Source organism: Pseudonocardia hierapolitana (assembly GCF_007994075.1).
Taxonomy (GTDB): domain Bacteria; phylum Actinomycetota; class Actinomycetes; order Mycobacteriales; family Pseudonocardiaceae; genus Pseudonocardia; species Pseudonocardia hierapolitana.
Window position 1 is genome coordinate 4160171 of the sequence record NZ_VIWU01000001.1, and the last position, 19775, is coordinate 4179945.

Genomic DNA, 19775 nt, shown 5'->3' on the forward strand with positions numbered 1-19775 from the left:
CATGAACCTCCTCGCCGTCCTCGTCTCCGCCGTCGTCGCGTTCCTGGCGAGCGGCGCCTACTACGCCGCCCTCGGCTCCCGGCTCGCGCGGCTCTCGCCCGCCTACGCCGGGCCGCGCCGATCGGTTCCGGTCACGGCGGTGGTCGAGCTGGTCCGGGGCGGCGCCGTCGCGGCCGCCGTGGCGTGGCTCGTCACGGGCCTGGGGATCGGCGGGCTCGTCCCGGCACTGGGGCTCGCGCTCGTGCTCTGGGTCGCGTTCCCGGCCGTCCTGCTGTCCGGGTCGGTGTTCCACGAGCGGGTGCCCGCGCCCCTTGCCGCGATCCACGCCGGCGACTGGCTGCTGAAGCTCGTCCTGATCGCCGGCATCGTCACGGTGTGGCCCTGAGGGCTCAGCCTCCGGCGAAGGGCGGCAGGACGTCCAGCGTGGCCCCGGCCGGCAGCGGTGTGGACCGGTCGCGGACGGCGACCTCGTCGAGCAGGTAACTGCAGCGGGCGAGCACCCGGCCCAGCCCGGCGCCGTGGCGTTCGCGGATGGTCCGGATCGCGTCGTCGACCGTGCCGGCCACCTCGAGGAGCTCGGTCTCGACGCCCGCGGCGGCGCGGGCCGCCGCGAAGTAGCGCACGGTGATGGTGACGGTCGTCGTGGACGTCATCTCAGCCGCCGATCGCGCTCATCGGACGGTCGGGCTGCAGGAACCCGGGATCGTCGATCCCGTGCCCGGCGAGCTTGCCCCACATGGCGTGCCGCCACGTGTCGGCGATCTCGGCGTCGGACGCGCCACCCCGCACCAGCGCCCGCAGGTCGGTCTCCGTGCGGGCGAACAGGCACGAGCGGACCTGACCGTCGGCGGTGAGCCGGGTGCGGTCGCAGGCGCCGCAGAACGGACGGGTGACGGAGGCGATCACGCCGACGACGGCCGGGCCGCCGTCCACCAGCCAGCGTTCGGCCGGCGCGCCGCCGCGCTCGGTGGTGTCCGGCGTGAGCGTGTAGCTCTGCCGCAGCCGCTCCATCACCTCGCCCGCCGTGATCATCTCGGAGCGTTCCCAGCCGTGCTGGGCGTCGAGCGGCATCTGCTCGATGAAGCGCTGCTCGTAGCCGTGCTCGAGGGCGAAGCGCAGGAGCGGGACGGCCTCGTCGTCGTTCACGCCGCGCAGGAGCACGCTGTTGATCTTGATGGGGTCGAGGCCCGCGGTGCGCGCGGCGGCGAGCCCCTCCAGGACGTCCGCGAGGCGGTCGCGGCGCGTGATCGTGGCGAACCGGTCCGGCCGGAGCGTGTCCATCGAGACGTTGAGCCGGTTGACGCCGGCCTCGGCGAGCGCCTCCGCCCGGCGGCCGAGGCCGATGCCGTTGGTGGTGAGCGAGATGTCGGGTCGCGGTTGCAGCGCGGCCGACGCGGCGATGAGGTTCTCCAGCCCGCGGCGCAGCAACGGCTCGCCACCGGTGAACCGCAGCTCGTGCACGCCGAGGTCGCGCACCGCGATCGTGATCAGCCGGATCAGCTCGTCGTCGGTGAGCTGCTCGTCGCGCGGCATCCAGTCCAGCCCCTCGGCCGGCATGCAGTACGAGCAGCGCAGGTTGCAGCGGTCGGTGAGGGAGATCCGCAAGTCGGTGGCGACCCTGCCGAACGAGTCGACGAGCCGCGGGTCGGCGGGACGCGCCGGATCGCGGGGGGTCGCGCCCCGCACCGCCGGAAGTCCGAGCTCGGTTGCCGTCACGCCACGAGCGTAATAGCCCCAAAAGGGTCCCGGAGGGACGCTGGATCACGGCATGGTCACCGTTCCGCAGCTGCGCCTGCCAGAATCCAGAACCCCCGCAGATGCCGCTCCACGAGCTGTCCAAAAGTTTGGCCGAGTCCGACGTACGAACACGGCGAGTCCGACATCCGGCGCGGGTGAGTCCGGCGTCCAGTCACGGCGAGCCCGCCGTACGCGCACGTGCCGTGCCCGCGCGCGGTACCGCAACGCCGAACTCGCCTGTCGGGGTGTCGGACTCGCCGTGCCGGAGCGTCGGACTCGCCGTGTCGGGATGTCGGACTCGCCGTGCGGAAACGTCGGACTCGCCGGGTGGGGGTGTCGGACCCGCCTGCGTCAGTCGTGGCGGCCCAGTTCCTGGCGGGCGACCGTGCGCAGGTGGACCTCGTCGGGGCCGTCGGCGAAGCGCAGGGCCCGGGCCCAGACGTAGAAGGCGGCCAGTGGCACGTCGTCGCTCATGCCTGCGCCGCCGTGCACCTGCATGGCGCGGTCGATCACGCCGCACGCCATGCGGGGGCAGAGGGCCTTGATCGCGGCGATCTCGGTGGCAGCGCCCTTCGAGCCGTACCGGTCGATGAGCCACGCCGTCTTGAGGACGAGCAGCCGGGCCTGCTCGACCTCGATCCGCGAATGGGCGATCTGCTCGCGCACCACGCCCTGGTCGGCGAGCGGCCGGCCGAACGCCGTGCGGGAGCGGGCGCGGCGCACCATGAGGTCGATGGCGCGCTCGGCCATGCCGATCAGGCGCATGCAGTGGTGGATCCGTCCGGGGCCGAGCCGGGCCTGGGCGATCGCGAAGCCCCCGCCCTCCTCGCCGAGCAGGTTCGACACCGGGACGCGCACGTCGTGGAACTCCAGCTCGGAGTGCCCGTGCTGGTCCTGGTAGCCGAACGTGGGCAGGTGCCGCTTGATCTCCAGGCCGGGCGTGTCGCGCGGCACCAGCACCATCGACTGCTGCCGGTGCTTCGCCGCCTCCGGGTCGGTCTTGCCCATGACGATGAAGATCTTGCAGCGGGGATCGGCGGTGCCGGAGATCCACCACTTGCGCCCGCTGATCACGTACTCGTCGCCGTCGCGGCGGATCCGGGTCTGGACGTTCGTCGCGTCGGACGAGGCGACGTCGGGCTCGGTCATCGCGAAGGCCGAGCGGATCTCGCCCTCCAGCAGCGGCTCGAGCCACTGCTCCTTCTGCTCGGGCGTGCCGAAGAGGTGCAGGGTCTCCATGTTGCCGGTGTCCGGCGCCTGGCAGTTGATGGCCTCCGGCGCGATCGTCGGCGACCAGCCGGAGACCTCCGCGACCGGGGCGTACTCGAGGTTGGACAGACCCGAGACGCTCGGCAGGAAGAGGTTCCACAGCCCGCGGGCGCGCGCCTCCGTCTTCAGCTCCTCGACGACGGGCGGCAGGTCCCACTCCTGCGGGGTGCCCCGGCGCTCGGCCCGGAAGGACTCGTACTCGGCCTCGGCCGGGAGGATCTTCTCGTCGAGGAACGCGCGCATCCGCTTTGTGTGGTCGGCAGCCACGGTGCTGGGTTCGAAGTCCACGACCAGCACCCAACCACAGGATGGGAACACGGTGGTGTCAGTCGCATCCGCGGAACTATTGTGCGGATCGTGCCGCAGTTCAGGATTGCCGACGCCGCGCGGCTGCTCGGCGTCAGCGACGACACCGTACGTCGCTGGGTCGATGCGGGCGCGCTGCCGGTGCAGGTCGACGCGTCGAATCGCAAGGTCATCGACGGAGCCGCGCTCGCGGCATTCGCCCGCGACCACGCGACCGCACCCCCGGACCCGTCCGACGTGCAGAGCTCCGCGCGCAACCGGCTGGTCGGCCTCGTCACGTCCGTGGTCGCCGACCGGGTGATGGCGCAGGTGGAGATGCAGTGCGGCCCGCACCGCATCGTCTCGCTGATGTCCAGCGAGGCCGTGCGGGAGATGGGCCTCGAGCCCGGCGCGCTCGCCGTGGCCGTGATCAAGTCGACCACGGTGGTAGTCGAGACCCCGGGAGCGAGTTCATGAGGCTCCGGACGGCGTCTGCGGTCGCGCTGGCGGTGCTGCTCGCAGGCTGCGGCGGGGCGGGCGGCGGGGGGTCGTCCGGCCCGCAGCAGCCCGAGCAGCGGACGCTCACGGTGTTCGCCGCCGCGTCGCTCACCGAGGTGTTCAGCGAGCTCGAGCCGCGGTTCGAGGAGGTCCACCCGGGCGTCGACGTCGTGTTCAACTTCGGCGCGTCCTCGGACCTGGCGCAGCAGATCGTCAACGGCGGCCCGGCCGACCTGTTCGCCGCGGCCAACACCTCGACGATGACGACCGTGTCCGACGCCGGGCTCGTCGACGGCGAGCCCACCGTGTTCGCCACGAACGTCCTGGAGATCGTCACCCCGCCCGGCAACCCGGCCGGGATCGCGTCGTTCGCCGATCTCGCCCGTCCCGACCTGAAGGTCGTGGTCTGCGCTCCGCAGGTGCCGTGCGGAGCGGCCGCCGAGAAGATCGAGCAGACCACGGGCGTGACGCTGATCCCCGTGAGCGAGGAGCCGGACGTCAAGTCGACGCTCGGGAAGGTCACCACCGGCAATGCCGACGCCGGCCTGGTCTACGCCACCGACGTCCGTGCCGCGGGGGACGACGTGCAGGGCGTCGGGTTCCCGGAGGCGGCGCAGGCGGTCAACGACTACCCGATCGCGGTGATCGCCGACGCGCCCAATGCGGATCTCGCCCGCGCGTTCCAGGAGCTCGTGACGGGAGCCGAGGGGCGTGCGGTGCTGGGATCGGCGGGCTTCGGCAGTCCGTGACCCGGCCCGCGGTGCGCCGCTCCGACGACCACGAGACCGGCGTCGGGCTGCCCCGGCTCCTCTGGGTGCCGGCCGCGCTCGCGTTCGCGCTGATCGCGTTGCCGGTCGCGGGGCTCGCGCTGCGTGCGGACTGGCCGCGGCTCCCCGAGCTGCTGCTCAGTGAGTCCGCCCTCGACGCGCTGCGGCTCTCGCTGCTGACGGCCGGGATCTCGACGCTGCTGTGCATCGTGCTCGGCGGCCCGCTCGCCGTGGTGCTGGCCAGGGGGCGGGTGCGTGGACTGCGGGTGTTGCGGTCGGTCGTGTTGTTGCCGCTGGTGCTGCCACCCGTGGTCGGAGGGCTCGCGCTGCTCTTCCTGCTGGGCCGCACCGGGCTCGTCGGACGGGGGCTCGACCTCGCGTTCGGGATCACGGTGCCGTTCACGACGGCGTCGGTGGTGCTCGCGCAGACGTTCGTGGCACTGCCGTTCCTCGTGGTGAGCCTGGAGGGGTCGCTGCGCACCGCGGGGCGCCGGTACGAGGCGGTCGCGGCCACGCTCGGTGCCGCCCCCTGGCTCGCCTTCCGCCGCGTCACGGTGCCGCTGGTGCTGCCGGGCCTCGCGTCCGGAGCGGTACTGGCATTCGCCCGCTGCCTCGGCGAGTTCGGGGCGACGATCGCCTTCTCCGGCAGCCTGCAGGGCACGACCCGCACGCTCCCGCTGCTGGTCTACCTGGAACGGGAGAGCGACGTGGACGCGGCGGTGGCGCTGTCGTTGCTGCTCGTCGTGGTGGCGGTCGTCGTGATCGCGTTCGCCCGTCCCCGGACCGTCGAGGGGATCCGGTGACGGCCCTCGACGCGCACGTCGTCGTCCGGCGCTCCACGTTCACGCTGGACGTGACGTTGCAGGCGGCCACGGGCGAGGTGCTCGCGGTGCTCGGACCGAACGGCGCAGGCAAGTCCACGCTGCTCGGTGTGCTGGCCGGGCTGCTGCGCCCCGACGAGGGGCACGTCCGGCTCGGGGACACCACCGTCGCCGACCCGGCCGCCGGCGTGCACGTGCCGCCGCACCAGCGCGGTGTCGGCCTGCTCGCGCAGGAACCGCTGCTGTTCCCGCACCTCACCGCGCTCGGCAACGTCGCGTTCGGGCCGCGGGCCCAGGGCGTCTCGCGACGGGAGGCCGAGCTGCGGGCGAAGGAGCTGCTCGCCGCCGTGGACGCGGGCGAGCTCGCCGACCGTCGTCCGGCTCGGATGTCGGGCGGTCAGCAGCAGCGGGTGGCGCTGGCCCGCGCGCTCGCGCCGCGCCCGGACCTGTTGCTGCTCGACGAGCCCCTCGCGGCGTTGGACGTGGACGCGACGCCCGCCATGCGCTCGCTGCTGCGACGGGTGGTGCGCGCGGCCGGCCAGACCGCCGTGCTGGTCACGCACTCCGCCCTCGACGCGCTCGTGCTGGCGGACCGGGTCGTCGTGCTCACCGGCGGCCGGGTCGTCGAGCAGGGGCCGACGCGGGAGGTGCTGGCCCGCCCGCGCAGCCCGTTCACGGCGCGGATCGCCGGACTCGACCTGGTGCCCGGCACCGCCTGCCCCGACGGCCTGCTCGCCCCGGACGGCACCGTCGTCGCCGGCCGGGACGGTGGACTCGTCGAGGGCGAGCCGGCCGTCGCGGTGTTCCCGCCGTCGGCGGTGGCGGTGTTCGCCGAGCGCCCGCACGGCAGCCCTCGCAACGTGCTGCCCGTGCAGGTGGCGGCGATCGAACCGCACGGCGACGTCGTGCGCCTGCGGGCCGCGGCGGCGCCCGGTGGGCCGGCGTGGGTGGACGGCCTCGCCGCCGACATCACCCCAGCCGCGGTGGCCGAGCTCGGCGCGGAGCCGGGGGCGCGGGTGTGGTTCGCGGTGAAGGCCACCGAGGTGGCGATCCACGCGGCCGGAGACGCAACCTCCTGATTCGCCCGACGCTGTACCCCGTGCCGGGAACGCCGGAACGCCGCGTCACACCATAGGTCACACATGTCACACCAGCCACGATCGTGCTCTGTTCCCACCCGTGCAAGATCCGTAGCGTCGCTGACCGTGACGCGGTTCCTCCTGCGCATCGCCCCTGTGGTGATCGTGCTGCAGCTGGTCGTCGCGGTCACGCTGCCCGGGAGTGCGGAGGCCCGGGACGACCTCGGTGATGCGATGGCCTACGTCGTGCACGCCCGCACCACCGCCGACGCGACGGCCGCGGCCGCCGACCTCGGTGTCCGGCCGACCGTGACCTTCGACCACGCCTTCGCCGGTTTCGCGGCCCGGTTGACCCCCGCCCAGGTCGACCGGCTGCGAGCGCGCAGCGGGGTGCTCGGGGTGGAGGAGGACCGGCGGGTCGTGCCGCTCGATCCCAAGCGCGAGCCGGACCTCACCGAGGGAGAGCAGCCCGACCCGCCCAACTGGGGCCTCGACCGCATCGACCAGCGCGGGCTCCCCCTCGACCACCGCTACACGACGAAGGCGACCGGAGAGGGCGTCACCGTGTACGTGCTGGACACCGGCGTGGACGTCGCGCACCCCCAGTTCGAGGGGCGGGCGGAGTGGGTGCTGAACACCGTGGACGAGGACGACCGCGACTGCGACGGGCACGGCACCGTCGTGGCCGGCATCGCGGCGTCCCGGGACCACGGCGTGGCCAAGAAGGCGCGGGTGCGCTCGGTGAAGGTGCTCGACTGCACCGGGGCGGGCACCCTCTCGTCGCTGCTCGCCGGGATCGACCACGTCGCGACCAACGCCCAGCCGCCTGCCGTGGCGGTCATGTCGTGGAGCTACGGCGGGTCGGATGTGCTGCTCTCGGCGGTGGCCGGGCTCGTCGGCAGGGGGGTGTTCGTGGCCTCGTCGGCAGGCAACTCGGGGGCCGACGACTGCACGGTGGCTCCCCGAGCGGTTCCCGGCGTCCTCGTCGTCGCCAACTCCACGATCGAGGACCAGCGCGCGGCCAGCTCGTCCACGGGCCGCTGCGTGGACCTCTACGCGCCCGGCACGAGCATCCGCTCGACGGTGCCCGGCGGCGGAACGGCGTCCTACACGGGCACGTCGATGGCCGCGCCGCACGCCGCTGGCGTCGCCGCGCTGTACAAGCAGACCTACGGCGACACCCCGAGCGACGTGATCGAGAAGTGGATCATCGAGCACGCCACGCCCGGCGTGGTGGGCGGCGGCGAGACCGGCGGCACGCCCAATCGGCTGCTCAACACCGGCGGGCTCTGACGCCGAGCCGATGGCGCAAGGTGTGGGCTGCCCGTCGTTGACGCCATGAGCGCTGACTGACCAGCCTGGATGGCATGCGCCGCGTCGCCCTCGTGATCTACGACGGGTTCCAACCACTGGACCTCGTGGGTCCGCACGAGGTGTTCGCCCACGCGGCCGTGCTGACCGACGGCGGCTACGAGTGCCGGATCGTGGCGCCCACATCGGGCCTCGTCCGGGCGAACAGCGGGCTGCCCGTCCACGCCGAGCACGCGGTGGCGGACCTCGAGCCCGACGGGATCGACACGCTCGTCGTCACGGGCGGGTTCGGGGTCGACCAGGCCCGCGCGGACCTGGCGCTGGTCGGCTGGATCGCCGCTGCGGCCGCCGGGGCGCGCCGCGTGACGTCGGTCTGCAGCGGCGCCTTCCTGTTGGCCGCGGCGGGCGTGCTCAGCGGGCGGCGGGTCACGACGCACTGGAGGCGCGAGGAGCAGCTGCGCCGCGAACACCCCGAGGTGACCGTCGACTGCGACCCGATCTTCATCCGGGACGGCCGGGTCTGGACGTCCGCGGGCGTCACCGCGGGCATGGACCTCGCCCTCGCGCTGGTGGAGGACGACCACGGACGCGACGTGGCGCACGCGGTCGCCCAGGAGCTGGTGCTGTTCCTGCGCCGTCCGGGCAGCCAGTCGCAGTTCAGCGTGCCGCTGTGGGCGGTGCGCCCGGCCAGCGACCCCATCCGGACGGCGGTGGCTGCGGTGAACGCCGACCCCGGCGGGCCGCACGGCATCTCCGACCTGGCGGCCCGTGCCGGGCTCAGCCCGCGCCACCTGCAACGCAGGTTCACCGCCGAGCTGGGCATGCCGCCCGCCGCGTACGTGGAACGGGTGCGGATCGAGGCCGCGCGCCGGGTGCTCGCCGAGGCCGACGACCCCGTCGAGGCGATCGCGCGCCGCCTGGGCTTCGGCACGGGCGAGTCGCTGCGTCGCGCGTTCCACCGCCACATCGGCGTCGCCCCGTCCGACTACCGCGAACGATTCCGATCGATGAGGGAGTACGCGTGACCACCTACGGACTGCTGATCTTCGACCGGGCCGAGGAGCTGGACTTCGTCGGCCCGTGGGAGATCTTCACCGCGTCGTCGATGCTGCGCGATGGCGCCGACACCGCCGTGCTGATCGCGGAGACCACCGACCCCGTCCGCTGCAACAAGGGCATGCGGGTGCTGCCCGACCACACGCTCGACGACCACCCACCGCTGGACGTGCTGCTGGTGCCGGGTGGCAACGGCGCCCGCGAGACCCAGGTGCACAACCCCGTGGTCACCGGCTGGATCACCAAGGTGGCCGCCGAGGCGTCCTGGGTGACCAGTGTTTGCACCGGTGCCGCGCTCCTGCACGCATCGGGCGTGGCGCACGGCCGCCGCGTGGCCACGCACTTCGCCTACGAGGACCGCCTCGAAGCGACGGGCGACGTCATCGTCGTCCGCGACGCCCGCTACGTCGTGGACGGCAACGTCGTCACGAGCCAGGGCGTGTCCGCCGGCATCGACATGGCGCTGTGGCTGGTGGGTCGCCTGCACGGCCGCGACCACGCGCACCGGGTGCGCCGGTACGTCCAGTACGAGCCCGCCCCGCCCTACCTCGCCGACGAGCCGCTCGCCTGAACCGAAGGGAGTCACGCCCAGCGAGCGGCGCTCTCGGGGTACCCGAGTCGCCGTCTCAGGCCGGCTCGAGCACCTCGAAGCCCGCGTACGGGACCAAGGCCTCCGGCAGGCGGACCGAGCCGTCGGCCTGCTGCCCCTGCTCCAGCACCGCGACGAGCGTGCGCCCGATCGGCAGCCCGGACCCGTTGAGAGTGGCGGCGAAGCCGCGCCTGCCGTCCTTGGCCTTCGTGCGGATGCCGGCGCGGCGGGCCTGGAAGGTGCCGAAGTCCGACACCGAGCTGATCTCCCGGTAGGCGCCCTGCCCGGGCAGCCACACCTCGATGTCGTAGGTGAACTCCGCCGAGAAGCCGATGTCGCCTGCGGCGAGCTTCACCACGCGGTAGGCGAGGCCGAGGCCCCGCATCGCGGCCTCGGCGTGCCCGAGCAGCACTTCGAGCTCCTCGCGCGAGCGCTCGGCGTCGGCGATGCGCACGAGCTCCACCTTCGAGAACTCGTGCAGCCGGATCAGGCCGCGCGTGTCCTTGCCGTACGAGCCGGCCTCCGAGCGGAAGCACGGCGTGTGTGCGGTGTACGCGAGCGGCAGCTGCTCGAGCTCGAGCGTCTCCTTCGCGTGCAGGTTCGTGAGCGGTACCTCGGCGGTGGGGATGAGGAAGAGCTCGCGGTCGGCCACGCCCGTCTTGAACAGGTCCTGCTCGAACTTCGGCAGCTGGCCCGTTCCCGTCATCGTGACGCGATTGACGAGGGTGGGCACCGAGAACTCCGTGTACCCGTGCCGATCGGTGTGCAGGTCGAGCAGGTAACGCGCGATCGCCCGCTCGAGCGCCGCCCCCTTGCCGCGCAGCACCGCGAACCGCGGCCCGGCGAGCTTGGTGGCCCGGGGTAGGTCGAGGATGCCGAGCTTCTCCCCGAGGTCGACGTGGTCGAGCGGGGCGAAGTCGAACTCCTGCGGCTCGCCCCACGTGCGCACCTGCTCGGCGTCCTCGTCGCTCGCGCCGTCGGGCAGCTCGTCGGCGGGCAGGTTGGGGATGCCGAGCAGGAGTTCCTGCAGCTCGGACTCCGCGGTGCGGTGCTCGTCCTCCGCCGCCGAGACGACGGCCTTGAGCTCGCGGGCGCGGGCGACCAGCGACTCGCGCTCCTCGGGCGCGGCGCCCTTGACGGCGGTGGCGACGCGCTTCGACTCGGCACGTGCCTCGTCGCCCCGTTGGATGGCCGAGTTGCGGGAGGCCAGCAGCTTCTCCAGGGACGCCACGTCCAGCGTGTAGCCCCGCCGGGCGAGCTTGCGGACGGCGTCGGTGGCAGGGTCGAGAAGCACCCGCGGATCGTGCATCTTCCGAGGGTATCGGCCGACCGCGAGCGGGTTTCCTCCCCATCCGGAGGTGGCGAGGGCGGATCGGCCGTCGCAGGATGAGCGGCACCCACCGCCGATGACGTCGAAAGGACCCATCGCCGTGTCCGCTGCCGCACCCGCCGTTCCGTCGTACGCCTCCGGGACGTCCGACGTCCCGCTGCTCGGCGACACCATCGGGGACAACTTCGACCGCACCGCCGCCGCCCGTCCCGACGCCGAGGCGCTCGTGGACGTGCCGAGCGGGCGGCGGTGGACCTACGGGCAGCTGCGCGAGGACGTCGACGCGCTCGCACTCGGCCTGCACGCGGCAGGCGTCGTGAAGGGCGACCGGATCGGCATCTGGGCGCCCAACCTCCCCGAGTGGACGCTGGTCCAGTTCGCCACCGCGAAGCTCGGGGCGATCCTGGTCAACATCAACCCGGCCTACCGCACGCACGAGCTGGAGTACGTGCTGAACCAGGCCGGGATCTCGATGCTCGTGGCCACGCCGAGCTTCAAGACGTCCGACTACGAGGCGATGATCAAGGACGTCCGGTCGAACTGCCCCGCGCTGCGGCAGGTGATCCTCATCGGGCGGCCGAACTGGGACGAGCTGATGGCCGACGGCCGCGGCGGCGACCGCGCCGAGCTCGCCCGCCTGCAGGCGGCGTTGAGCCCGGACGACCCGATCAACATCCAGTACACGTCCGGGACGACGGGCTTCCCGAAGGGCGCCACGCTGTCCCACCACAACATCCTCAACAACGGCTACTTCGTGGGACGGCTGTGCGGCTACACCTCCGACGACCGGGTGTGCATCCCCGTGCCCTTCTACCACTGCTTCGGCATGGTGATGGGCAACCTCGGCTGCACGACGAACGGCGCGACGATGGTGATCCCCGGCCCCGGCTTCGACCCGAAGGCCACGCTGAAGGCCGTCGCGCAGGAGCGCTGCACGTCGCTGTACGGCGTCCCCACGATGTTCATCGCGGAGCTGAACGCCCCCGACTTCGACTCCTACGACCTGTCGTCGCTGCGCACCGGGATCATGGCCGGCTCGCCGTGCCCGGTGGAGGTCATGAAGCAGGTCGTGGACCGGATGGGCATGACCGAGGTGACGATCTGCTACGGCATGACCGAGACGTCACCGGTCTCCACCCAGACCCGCGCCGACGACTCGCTGGAGCGGCGGGTGTCGACGGTCGGGCGGGTGCACCCGCACGTCGAGGTCAAGATCGTCGATCCGGAGACCGGCCTGACCCTGCCCCGCGGCGAGCCCGGCGAGCTGTGCACCCGCGGCTACTCGGTGATGCTCGGGTACTGGGAGGAGCCGGAGAAGACCGCCGAGGCGATCGACCGGGCCCGCTGGATGCACACCGGTGACCTCGGCGTGATGGACGCCGACGGCTACGTCAACATCACCGGCCGGATCAAGGACATGGTGATCCGCGGCGGGGAGAACATCTACCCGCGGGAGATCGAGGAGTTCCTCTACACCCACCCGGACGTCCTCGACGCGCAGGTCGTCGGCGTTCCCGACGAGCGGTACGGCGAGGAGCTGTGCGCCTGGGTGACGCTGCGGGAGGGCGCGCCGGAGCTCACCGCCGAGGCCCTGCGCGAGTTCGCCGCCGGCAAGCTGGCCCACTACAAGATCCCCCGCTACGTGCTGGCGGTCGACTCCTTTCCGATGACCGTCACCGGCAAGGTCCGGAAGGTGGAGATGCGGGAGAAGAGCGTGGAGCTGCTGGACCTGGGGGACGCCGCGAGGGTCCGCAACGCCTGACCGGGGCAGTGCCACGAGGCTCTCCCGGATGCGCCGCCGTCGGATTGGCGGGAATTGAACGGGTGCGCGTCGTGGGTCGCTCGGACTAGGGTGGGGCGCACGCGTCCCGGTGTCGCTCGATGGGCCGACCAAGTGGCGGCCCGGCATCTCGGGGCGCGTTCGTCATGCGGTCCGCCGTGGCGCCGCATGACGTCGGGTTCGATCGAGGAACGGGTGAGCAGGGTGCCGACCGGCAGGGTCAAGTGGTACGACGCCGACAAGGGCTTCGGGTTCCTCGCTCAGGACGGCGGCGAGGACGTCTACGTCCGCAAGGCCGCGCTGCCGGCCGGGGTGCAGGCGCTCAAGGCGGGCCAGCGCGTCGAGTTCGGGATGGCGGAGGGCAGGCGCGGGCCGCAAGCGCTGTCGGTGCGGCTCGTCGACAAGCCGCCGTCCGTCGTCGAGGCCACGCGGCGACCGGCCGAGGACCTGCACAGCCTGATCGAGGACATGATCCGGTTGCTCGAGACGAAGGTCCAGCCGGACCTGCGCCGGGGCCGCTACCCGGACCGCCGCACGTGCAAGCTCTCCGCCGACGTCGTGCGCGCGGTGGCCCGCGACCTCGACGGCTAGGCGGGTTAGCTCGCGTTCAGCACCCAGCTCGCCCGGATCGGGAACTCCATCTCCCCGGTCTGGGGGTTCGGCTGCGGGGGTGGTCCGTACTGCTGCACCTCTGCGGTGAGCAGCCGGTCTTCCGGCCCGCCCAGTTGCAGCGTCCAGTCGCTGCGCGCGTTCGGGGCGAACACGGGGCTGCGCTCGTCGGTCGCGGTGCCCGCCGCGTCCGCGTAGCTGAACACGACCTGCCAGGGCGTCTCCGCGATCTCCGGTGGGACCGTGACCTGCACCGGGGTGCCCGGTGGCACGGCGAACCGCACCGGGGCGGCGACGTCGGTGAGGCACTGCGTGAGCTCGACGTCGCAGTACTGAGCGGGGCGGGCGACGACGCTGGCCGCGCCCGCCGTGAACGTCACCTGGGGTGGCGGCGGCGGATCCGTGGCCCCGCAGCCGGCGAGGATCAGCGCGGCGACGGGGACGGCGAGCAGGCGGCGCGGCACGCGCACCACCGTACGGAAGCGCGGTTCACCCGGTCCTCGGAACCCGGTGGCCGAGGAACGGCAGGAGGCTGCGGCCACGGGCCACCAGCGCCGACTGCGCCCCGGCGAGTGCGACGACCGCGGCGATCACCGCGAAGCCGAGCCAGAACGTGTCGTGCGGCAGCAGCACGCCCACCGCCCCGCCGAAGACCCACGCGAGCGCGAGCACGGTCTCCGAGCGCCCGAACGCGGACGCCCTGGACTCCTCGGGGAGATCGCGCTGGATCACCGCGTCGAGGCAGACCTTCGCGAGCGCGCTGGCCGCGGCGCCGATCAGGCCGACGAGCGCGGCGGTGGCGATGCCCGGCAGCAGCGCGGCCACGGCGCTGACGACGACGGCCGCCGTGACGCACGACATGATCACGGCGTCAGACCTGAGGAACTGGCGCCTGGCGCCCGCCGCGTTGCCGGTGAACGAGCCGAGGCCGGCCGCGGCGCCGACTATGCCGATCAGGAAGAGCTGCCATGCCGGGTCGGCCTCCGACTGCTCCCGCACCACGAACGCGACGTACAGCGTGAGGAACCCGGTGAGGATCCGGACCGCGCCGTTGCCCCACAGCGCCACCGTGACGTGCCTGCCCATCGGGGTGCGCCTGCCGCGCGCTGTGGTGCGCAGGGTGGCGGCGACCTCGCCGATGGTGGACTCGACCCAGCGCGGGATGCGCAGGCACACGACCGTGCCCGCCACCGCGAGGACCGCGGTGAAGATCAGCGCGCCCGGCGAGTCCCACAGCCAGGCGACGCCCGCCGCCACCGCGCCCCCGACGCCGCCTGCGACCAGCCCGAACGTGGTGAGCCGGGAGTTCGTGGTGACCAGCGTGATCGCGCTCGGCAGCACCCGTGGTGTGACGGCCGCCTTGAGCACCGCGAACGACTTGCTCAGCACCATCGCGCCCAGCGCAGCCGGGTACAGGAGCCAGTTCTCGTAGTTGAAGGCCATCACGACGGCGAGCACCGCCCGTCCGGCGAACGAGACGGCGAGCGCGGCCCGCCGGCCCCGTTGCAGGCGGTCGAGCATCGGCCCGATCACCGGTGCCACCACCGCGAACGGCGCCACGGTGATGATCAGGTAGAGCGCGACGTTCGTCTTGCTCTCGGCCGTTGCAGCGGCGAAGAACAGCGTGTTGGCCAGCGCGACGGCCACGGCGGCGTCGACCGCGTAGGTCATCATCGTGGCGTAGGTGAGCGCGGTGAGGCCGGAGCGGTCGGCCCCGTCGGCCGTGGTGGCGCGGTGGAACGCCCGGATGCCGCCCTGGGTCAGCTCTCGGCTGCGCAGCGCGGCCACCCGGGTGACGGTGAGCTTGCGCGGCATCCGCCGGGTGGGCGGCTCGGCAGGGGGCTCGGCGGGTGGCTCGGCGGGCGGCTCGATTTCGTCCTGAGCGGGCGGCGGTGTCCACGTGCGCGGTGGGGGCGTGCGGCGGTGGGCCGCCGGGTCGTAGTCCGGGTCGTCGTGCCACGGGTAGCGCCTGGGGGGCACGTAGCGGTCGGTGTCGGGCTCGTCCGGCGTGGGCGTGCGCCCGTCGTCGTCCGTGGCCCACGTGCGGCGGCCGCGATGGCCGGGGCGGGGCTGGGGCGACTCGGGACGGGCCACGGCTCCATTCTGACCCATCGGCGCGACGTCAGGGGCCTTTTGCGATCTATCCGCCGGGGGTGAAGCGCACCCGGAACGCCGCCGGCCAGAGCTTCCCCGTCAAGAGGTACTCGTCGCCCCCGAGCGCGGCGATGCCGTTGAGCACGTCGGCGCCCGCGCGGCGCTGGTCGTCGAGCAGCCCTGCGGCGTCCACGACCGCCGTGACCCGGCCGTCGGCCGGATCGATCCGCACGATCCGGTCGGTCTGCCAGACGTTGGCCCACACCTGCCCGCCGACGCATTCCAGCTCGTTGATCTCGGTGACCGGCTCGCCGTCGAGGGTGACGGCGACCGACCCGGTCTCGGCGAACGACTCGGGGTCGTGGAAGCGCAGCCGGTCGGTGCCGTCGCTGCGCACGAGGCGGCCGCCGTCGCGGCACAGGCCCCAGCCCTCGCCGTCGATCGGCACCTGACGCAGCAACGTCAGGCCGGCGCGGTCCCACTCGAGAGCGACGCCGTCCTGCCAGGTGAGCTGCCAGATCCGGTCGTCGACCACGGTGATGCCCTCGCCGAACAACCGGCCGGGCAGCGGCACCTCGCGCCGGACCTCGCCCGTGGCCGGGTCAAGCTCCCGCAGCCGGGACCGCCCGGCCAGCCCGGTGCCTTCGTACAGCGCCCCGTCCGGGGCGAGCTCGAGTCCCTGGGTGAACGCGTCGGTGTCGTGCGGCAGCTCGGCGAGCACGGTGGGGCGCAGCCGCTCCACGTCCGGGGCCGGGTCCGGGGCGGGGGCCGGGGCCGCGGCGGCGCACCCGGCCAGCGCCAGTGCCAGCGCCCCGAGCAGTGCACGCCCGAAGGTCATGGCGGAGAGGGTGGCACAATCCCTCCGGTGAACGCCGTACCGACCCTCGACCCGCCCGCCCGGCTCGTGGACGCGGTGGAGCAGGCTCGGGCCGCGGCGGTCGATGAGGCCGCGGCGGACCTCGGCCCGCATGCCGCCGACGGGGCCGTCGGCGACCACCTGGAGGCCGTCGCAGAGAGCCCCCACGCCGTCAGCCACCACTTCGCCGCCACCCAGGGCGGCTACCAGGGCTGGCGCTGGTGCGTCACGCTGGCCACGGCGGGCGACGACGCGCCCGTCACGGTCAGCGAGGTCGTGCTCATCCCCGGCCCCGACGCGCTCGTGGCACCTGCGTGGGTGCCGTGGGAGGAGCGCGTGCGGCCGGGCGACCTCGGCGTGGGCGACCTGCTGCCCGCCCCGCAGGACGATCCACGGCTGGTGCCGGGTTACATCGCCTCCGACGACCCGGCCGTCGAGGAGGTCGCCCTCGAGGTGGGGCTGGGCCGACGCCTCGTGCCCTCCCGGCACGGGCGCGACGAGGCCGCGCGGCGCTGGCGCGATGGACCGCACGGCCCGGCCTCCGACATGGCCCGCGCCGCCCCTGCACCGTGCGGCACCTGCGGCTTCTTCTTCCCGCTCGCCGGCTCGCTGCGGGCCGAGTTCGGGGTGTGCGGCAACGAGTACTCGCCCGCCGACGGCTCGGTGGTCGACATGGGCTTCGGCTGCGGCGCCCACTCCGACGTGCAACCCGACACCACGTCGCCGGTCGCCGTCGCCGATCTCGTCTACGACGACGGCATCGACCTGGAGCCGATCGGCCGGTAGTGGACGATCCTCATCGCACGGCGGAGCTGCGTTCCGCCGTCCTCTCCGCGTGGGCGGACTCGCCGACCCGCTTCCGCGAGGACGCCAACGCAGAGGAGGACCTGCGGCTCGGCGGCTACGCCGACGCGTGGTTCGTCGAGCTCGCCCAGAACGCCGCCGACGCGGCGCGTGCGGCGGGCGTGCCGGGGCGCATGCGCGTGGAATTCCGTGACGGCGAGCTGGCGGTCGCCAACACCGGCGCGCCGCTGGACGCCGCGGGCGTCGCCGCGCTCGCGTCGTTGCGGGCTTCCGCGAAGCGGGACGACCCGAGCTCGGTCGGCCGGTTCGGCGTCGGTTTCGCGGCGGTGCTGGCGCTGTCGGCCGCCCCGCGGGTGCTCAGCACGGGCGGCGGTGTGGAGTTCTCGGCGGAGCGCACGGCCGCCGCGGTCGCCGCGATCCCGGGGCCCGCGGCCGAGCTGGCGCTCCGCGACGAGCCGCCGGTCCTGCGGCTGGTCTGGCCGACCGACGAACCCCCGCTCGCCGGCTACGACACCGAGGTGCGGTTGCCGTTGCGACCGGGTGCCGACGCGGCCGCCCTGCTCGCCGAGGCCCGCGACGCAGCCGCCGACCTGCTGCTCGCGTTGCCCGACCTCGTCGAGATCGTCGTCGGTGAGCTCGTCTTGGCCCGCACGGACGGGCCCGGTCCCGACGAGGTGACGGTCGCGGGGCGGCGCTGGCTCCTGGCCCGCGCGGCCGGTCGCGTCGACGACGTCGCGGCGCGGGCGGAGGCCGTCGAGCAGCGGGGGCGGCGGGACTGGTCGGTGTGCTGGGCGCTGCCGCTGACCGCGGGCGGGGGCCCGGACCCCCTGGACGCCGACGTCCTGCATGCCCCGACCGGCACCGAGGAACGGCTCTCGCTCCCCGCGCGGCTGATCGCGACCGTGCCACTCGAGCCGGACCGCCGCCGTGTGCGGCCGGGCCCGGCCGCCGACGCGGTGCTGGCCGCGGCCGCCGCGGCGTACGTCGACCTGGTGCGCGCCGTCGCTCCCGAGGCCCGCCTCACGCTCGCGCCCCAGCCGGGCTTTCCCCGCTCGCAGCTGGACGGGCAGCTGCGTGAGCTGCTCTCCGACGCCATGCGCGGCGCGGCGTGGCTGCCCGCCGTCACGGGCGCTGAGCTCGCGCCGGGACGTGCGGAGTGGCTGGACGTCCCGCCGCTCGACGGTCCGGCCGCTGCGCTGCCCGGGCTGCTCGCCGACGCCGGGTTCGACCGGCTGCTCACACCGGTCGCGCCGGGCACCAACCCGGCCGTGCTGGCCGAGCTCGGCGTGCACCGGATGCCGCTCGCCGAGCTGGTGCAGCGGCTGCTCGGGGTGGATCAGCCGCCGTCGTGGTGGCGCTCGCTCTACGAGGCCGTGGCACCCCTCGCGGACACGATGCCGGGCGCGACGGACGAGCTGCGCGCCCTCCCCGTCCCGCTGGCCGACGGCCGGACGGCGGCCGGGCCGGCGACGGTGCTGCTCCCGCCTGCAGTCCCCGACGGTGGTGTGGAGCGGGTCGCCGCTCTCGGGCTGCCCGGGCTGCACATCGCGCATCCCGAGGCCGTGCATCCCCTGCTGGAGCGGCTCGGTGCGAGCGCCGCAGAGGCGGGTGCCTTGCTGGAGCACCCGGCGCTGACCGACGCCGTCGAGCGGTCGGTGGACGACGCCGAGGCCGGGCTGGACGTCCGCCCGCTGGCGGAGGCGGTGCTGGCGCTCGTCGCCGAGACCGGGAGCGCCCCCGATGCGCTCGCGGCACTGGCCCTCCCCGACGCCGAGGGCCTACCCGCGCGGGCCGACGAGCTCATGCTCCCGGACGCCGCGCTGCGCCCGCTGCTGGCCCCGGACGTCCCGCTCGACGTGCTCGACCCCGCGTTCGCCGCCCGTGTGCCGCGGGCCGCGCTGCTCGCCGTCGGTGTCCTGGACGGGTTCTCGGTGCTCGTCGACGAGGAGCCGGTGGCGCCCGACCACGACCTCGACGACGAGGAGCGCTGGTGGGACGCGCGCGAGGCCCCGCCGACGCGCCTCGTGGCGGTACGCGACCTGGACCTCGTGGCCGACGACGCGTGGCCCGCTGCGCTCGCGTTGCTCGCGGGCGAGCGGGACACCAGGGCCGCGCTCACCGCGCCCGGCTCGTACACGGCGTGGTGGCTCGGGCGGCACGCCCGGATCGGCACCCACCGCCCGGCGCACTGGCGGCTCCCGACCGCAACCGACCTGGCCCCGCTCTACGACCCGCCGCCCGGTGACGGGCTCCCGGACGAGGCCGTTCTCGCCGCGATCGGGGTGCGGGCCGACCTGCGCGTCCCCGACACGTGGACGGCCGCCGACCTGCTGGCGCGGCTGGCCGACCCGGACCGCACCCCGGACGTCGCGCTCGCCGCGGAGGCGTACGCCGAGCTCGCCGACGCCGTGGCCGACGGCCGCGTCGACCCGGTCGACCTGGAGCTCCCCGAACGCGTCAGGGCCCTGGACGGGTCGGTCGCGGACGTCGACGTCGCGATGGTGCTGGACCGGCCGTGGCTCGCCGCGGTGCTGCCGGCCGGAGAGCTCGCCACCGGCGGCGACCCGTCGGCGCTGGCCGACCTGCTCGACCTCCCCCTCGCGTCGGACGTGGTCGTGGCCGACGTCGAAGGTGCCGGCCGGAACGTGCGCTGGGCCGAGCTCGCCGAGATCGTCGTGGCGTGCCACACCCTCGACATGCCGGTGCCAGAGGGCGAGCTCACCGTCCACGACGAGCTGTGGGTGCAGGTGAAACGGCCGGATTCGGGCCGGTTCCGCGTCCCTGCCTGGCGTGATACGTCGGGGCGGTGGCACGCGAGCGACCCCGTGCACGCGCTGCTCGGCCTGCTCACCGAGGAGCCGGCCGGAACGGACTCGTCCGGTTGACGCGG

Annotated in this window: 19 protein-coding genes; 12 read left to right on the plus strand and 7 right to left on the minus strand. The window is 73.9% G+C overall.

Annotation, left to right across the window (positions count from 1 at the left end):
- Position 1 precedes the first annotated feature (1 nt).
- The gene (locus tag FHX44_RS19635; protein WP_147257129.1) at positions 2-385 is read left to right on the plus strand and encodes a DUF1761 domain-containing protein; all 384 of its coding nucleotides are present in this window, start codon (positions 2-4) and stop codon (positions 383-385) included.
- 4 nt (positions 386-389) lie between these two features.
- On the opposite strand, the gene FHX44_RS19640 is transcribed toward FHX44_RS19635, so the two are convergent.
- The 3 genes from FHX44_RS19640 to FHX44_RS19650 all read right to left on the minus strand — a co-directional run bounded on the left by FHX44_RS19640 (position 390) and on the right by FHX44_RS19650 (position 3294).
- Positions 390-653 (minus strand): MoaD/ThiS family protein, encoded by a 264-nt coding sequence (locus tag FHX44_RS19640; protein ID WP_147257130.1) that lies wholly within the window; start codon positions 651-653, stop codon positions 390-392.
- Between the two features lies 1 nt (position 654).
- On the minus strand, positions 655-1716 hold the full coding sequence (gene moaA, locus FHX44_RS19645) for a GTP 3',8-cyclase MoaA (protein ID WP_147257131.1): 1062 nt from the start codon (positions 1714-1716) through the stop codon (positions 655-657).
- Positions 1717-2088: 372 nt separating this feature from the next.
- Complete coding sequence (locus FHX44_RS19650) at positions 2089-3294, minus strand: acyl-CoA dehydrogenase family protein (protein WP_147261316.1); 1206 nt, start codon at positions 3292-3294, stop codon at positions 2089-2091.
- 69 nt (positions 3295-3363) lie between these two features.
- Between FHX44_RS19650 and FHX44_RS19655 the strand changes: the two genes are divergently transcribed.
- The 7 genes from FHX44_RS19655 to FHX44_RS19685 all read left to right on the plus strand — a co-directional run bounded on the left by FHX44_RS19655 (position 3364) and on the right by FHX44_RS19685 (position 9394).
- Positions 3364-3768 (plus strand): TOBE domain-containing protein, encoded by a 405-nt coding sequence (locus tag FHX44_RS19655; protein WP_147257132.1) that lies wholly within the window; start codon positions 3364-3366, stop codon positions 3766-3768.
- The gene (gene modA / locus FHX44_RS19660) at positions 3765-4538 is read left to right on the plus strand and encodes a molybdate ABC transporter substrate-binding protein (RefSeq protein WP_147257133.1); all 774 of its coding nucleotides are present in this window, start codon (positions 3765-3767) and stop codon (positions 4536-4538) included. The genes FHX44_RS19655 and modA overlap by 4 nt, the downstream gene beginning before the upstream one ends.
- On the plus strand, positions 4535-5359 hold the full coding sequence (locus FHX44_RS19665) for an ABC transporter permease (protein WP_246170483.1): 825 nt from the start codon (positions 4535-4537) through the stop codon (positions 5357-5359). The genes modA and FHX44_RS19665 overlap by 4 nt, the downstream gene beginning before the upstream one ends.
- A complete protein-coding gene (locus FHX44_RS19670; RefSeq protein WP_147257134.1) occupies positions 5356-6456 on the plus strand; it encodes a sulfate/molybdate ABC transporter ATP-binding protein in 1101 nt (366 codons plus the stop codon). Before FHX44_RS19665 ends, FHX44_RS19670 begins: the two co-directional genes overlap by 4 nt.
- Before the next feature lie 126 nt (positions 6457-6582).
- A complete protein-coding gene (locus FHX44_RS19675) occupies positions 6583-7749 on the plus strand; it encodes a S8 family peptidase (protein WP_246170484.1) in 1167 nt (388 codons plus the stop codon).
- 74 nt (positions 7750-7823) lie between these two features.
- Positions 7824-8792: a GlxA family transcriptional regulator gene (locus FHX44_RS19680; RefSeq protein ID WP_147257136.1), complete on the plus strand. Its 969-nt coding sequence runs from the start codon at positions 7824-7826 to the stop codon at positions 8790-8792.
- Positions 8789-9394, plus strand: a complete 606-nt coding sequence (locus FHX44_RS19685) for a DJ-1/PfpI family protein (RefSeq protein WP_147257137.1) — start codon at positions 8789-8791, stop codon at positions 9392-9394. The genes FHX44_RS19680 and FHX44_RS19685 overlap by 4 nt, the downstream gene beginning before the upstream one ends.
- 55 nt (positions 9395-9449) lie before the next feature.
- Here the strand turns inward: FHX44_RS19685 and serS are convergent, their stop codons facing one another.
- A complete protein-coding gene (gene serS / locus FHX44_RS19690) occupies positions 9450-10721 on the minus strand; it encodes a serine--tRNA ligase (protein WP_147257138.1) in 1272 nt (423 codons plus the stop codon).
- A 121-nt stretch (positions 10722-10842) separates the two neighbouring features.
- On the opposite strand from serS, the gene FHX44_RS19695 reads away from it, so the two are divergent.
- Together FHX44_RS19695 and FHX44_RS19700 are read left to right on the plus strand one after the other, a co-directional pair.
- Positions 10843-12504, plus strand: a complete 1662-nt coding sequence (locus FHX44_RS19695; protein WP_212612554.1) for an AMP-binding protein — start codon at positions 10843-10845, stop codon at positions 12502-12504.
- A 222-nt stretch (positions 12505-12726) separates the two neighbouring features.
- Complete coding sequence (locus tag FHX44_RS19700) at positions 12727-13113, plus strand: cold-shock protein (RefSeq protein ID WP_212613015.1); 387 nt, start codon at positions 12727-12729, stop codon at positions 13111-13113.
- A gap of 5 nt (positions 13114-13118) precedes the next feature.
- Here FHX44_RS19700 and FHX44_RS19705 read toward each other — a convergent pair whose 3' ends face one another.
- From FHX44_RS19705 to FHX44_RS19715, 3 genes are read right to left on the minus strand one after another with little or no spacing between them, the layout of a single operon-like run.
- Positions 13119-13595, minus strand: a complete 477-nt coding sequence (locus FHX44_RS19705) for a DUF2771 family protein (protein ID WP_170308965.1) — start codon at positions 13593-13595, stop codon at positions 13119-13121.
- A 25-nt stretch (positions 13596-13620) separates the two neighbouring features.
- A complete protein-coding gene (locus FHX44_RS19710) occupies positions 13621-15225 on the minus strand; it encodes an MFS transporter (RefSeq protein ID WP_246170485.1) in 1605 nt (534 codons plus the stop codon).
- A 46-nt stretch (positions 15226-15271) separates the two neighbouring features.
- On the minus strand, positions 15272-16063 hold the full coding sequence (locus tag FHX44_RS19715) for a glutaminyl-peptide cyclotransferase (protein WP_147257143.1): 792 nt from the start codon (positions 16061-16063) through the stop codon (positions 15272-15274).
- Positions 16064-16081: 18 nt separating this feature from the next.
- Between FHX44_RS19715 and FHX44_RS19720 the strand changes: the two genes are divergently transcribed.
- Together FHX44_RS19720 and FHX44_RS19725 are read left to right on the plus strand one after the other, a co-directional pair.
- Entirely contained in the window at positions 16082-16867 is a 786-nt protein-coding gene (locus FHX44_RS19720; RefSeq protein ID WP_147261318.1) for a DUF3027 domain-containing protein, read from the plus strand.
- Entirely contained in the window at positions 16867-19770 is a 2904-nt protein-coding gene (locus FHX44_RS19725; protein ID WP_147257144.1) for a sacsin N-terminal ATP-binding-like domain-containing protein, read from the plus strand. The genes FHX44_RS19720 and FHX44_RS19725 overlap by 1 nt, the downstream gene beginning before the upstream one ends.
- Positions 19771-19775 lie beyond the last annotated feature (5 nt).

Bases quoted from the DNA above. Each gene is read 5' to 3' on its own strand.
- FHX44_RS19635 (WP_147257129.1), top strand. From the start codon at position 2: ATGAACCTCCTCGCCGTCCTCGTCTCCGCCGTCGTCGCGTTCCTGGCG.
- FHX44_RS19640 (WP_147257130.1), bottom strand. From the start codon at position 653: ATGACGTCCACGACGACCGTCACCATCACCGTGCGCTACTTCGCGGCG.
- modA (WP_147257133.1), top strand. From the start codon at position 3,765: ATGAGGCTCCGGACGGCGTCTGCGGTCGCGCTGGCGGTGCTGCTCGCA.
- FHX44_RS19680 (WP_147257136.1), top strand. From the start codon at position 7,824: ATGCGCCGCGTCGCCCTCGTGATCTACGACGGGTTCCAACCACTGGAC.
- serS (WP_147257138.1), bottom strand. From the start codon at position 10,721: ATGCACGATCCGCGGGTGCTTCTCGACCCTGCCACCGACGCCGTCCGC.
- FHX44_RS19715 (WP_147257143.1), bottom strand. From the start codon at position 16,063: ATGACCTTCGGGCGTGCACTGCTCGGGGCGCTGGCACTGGCGCTGGCC.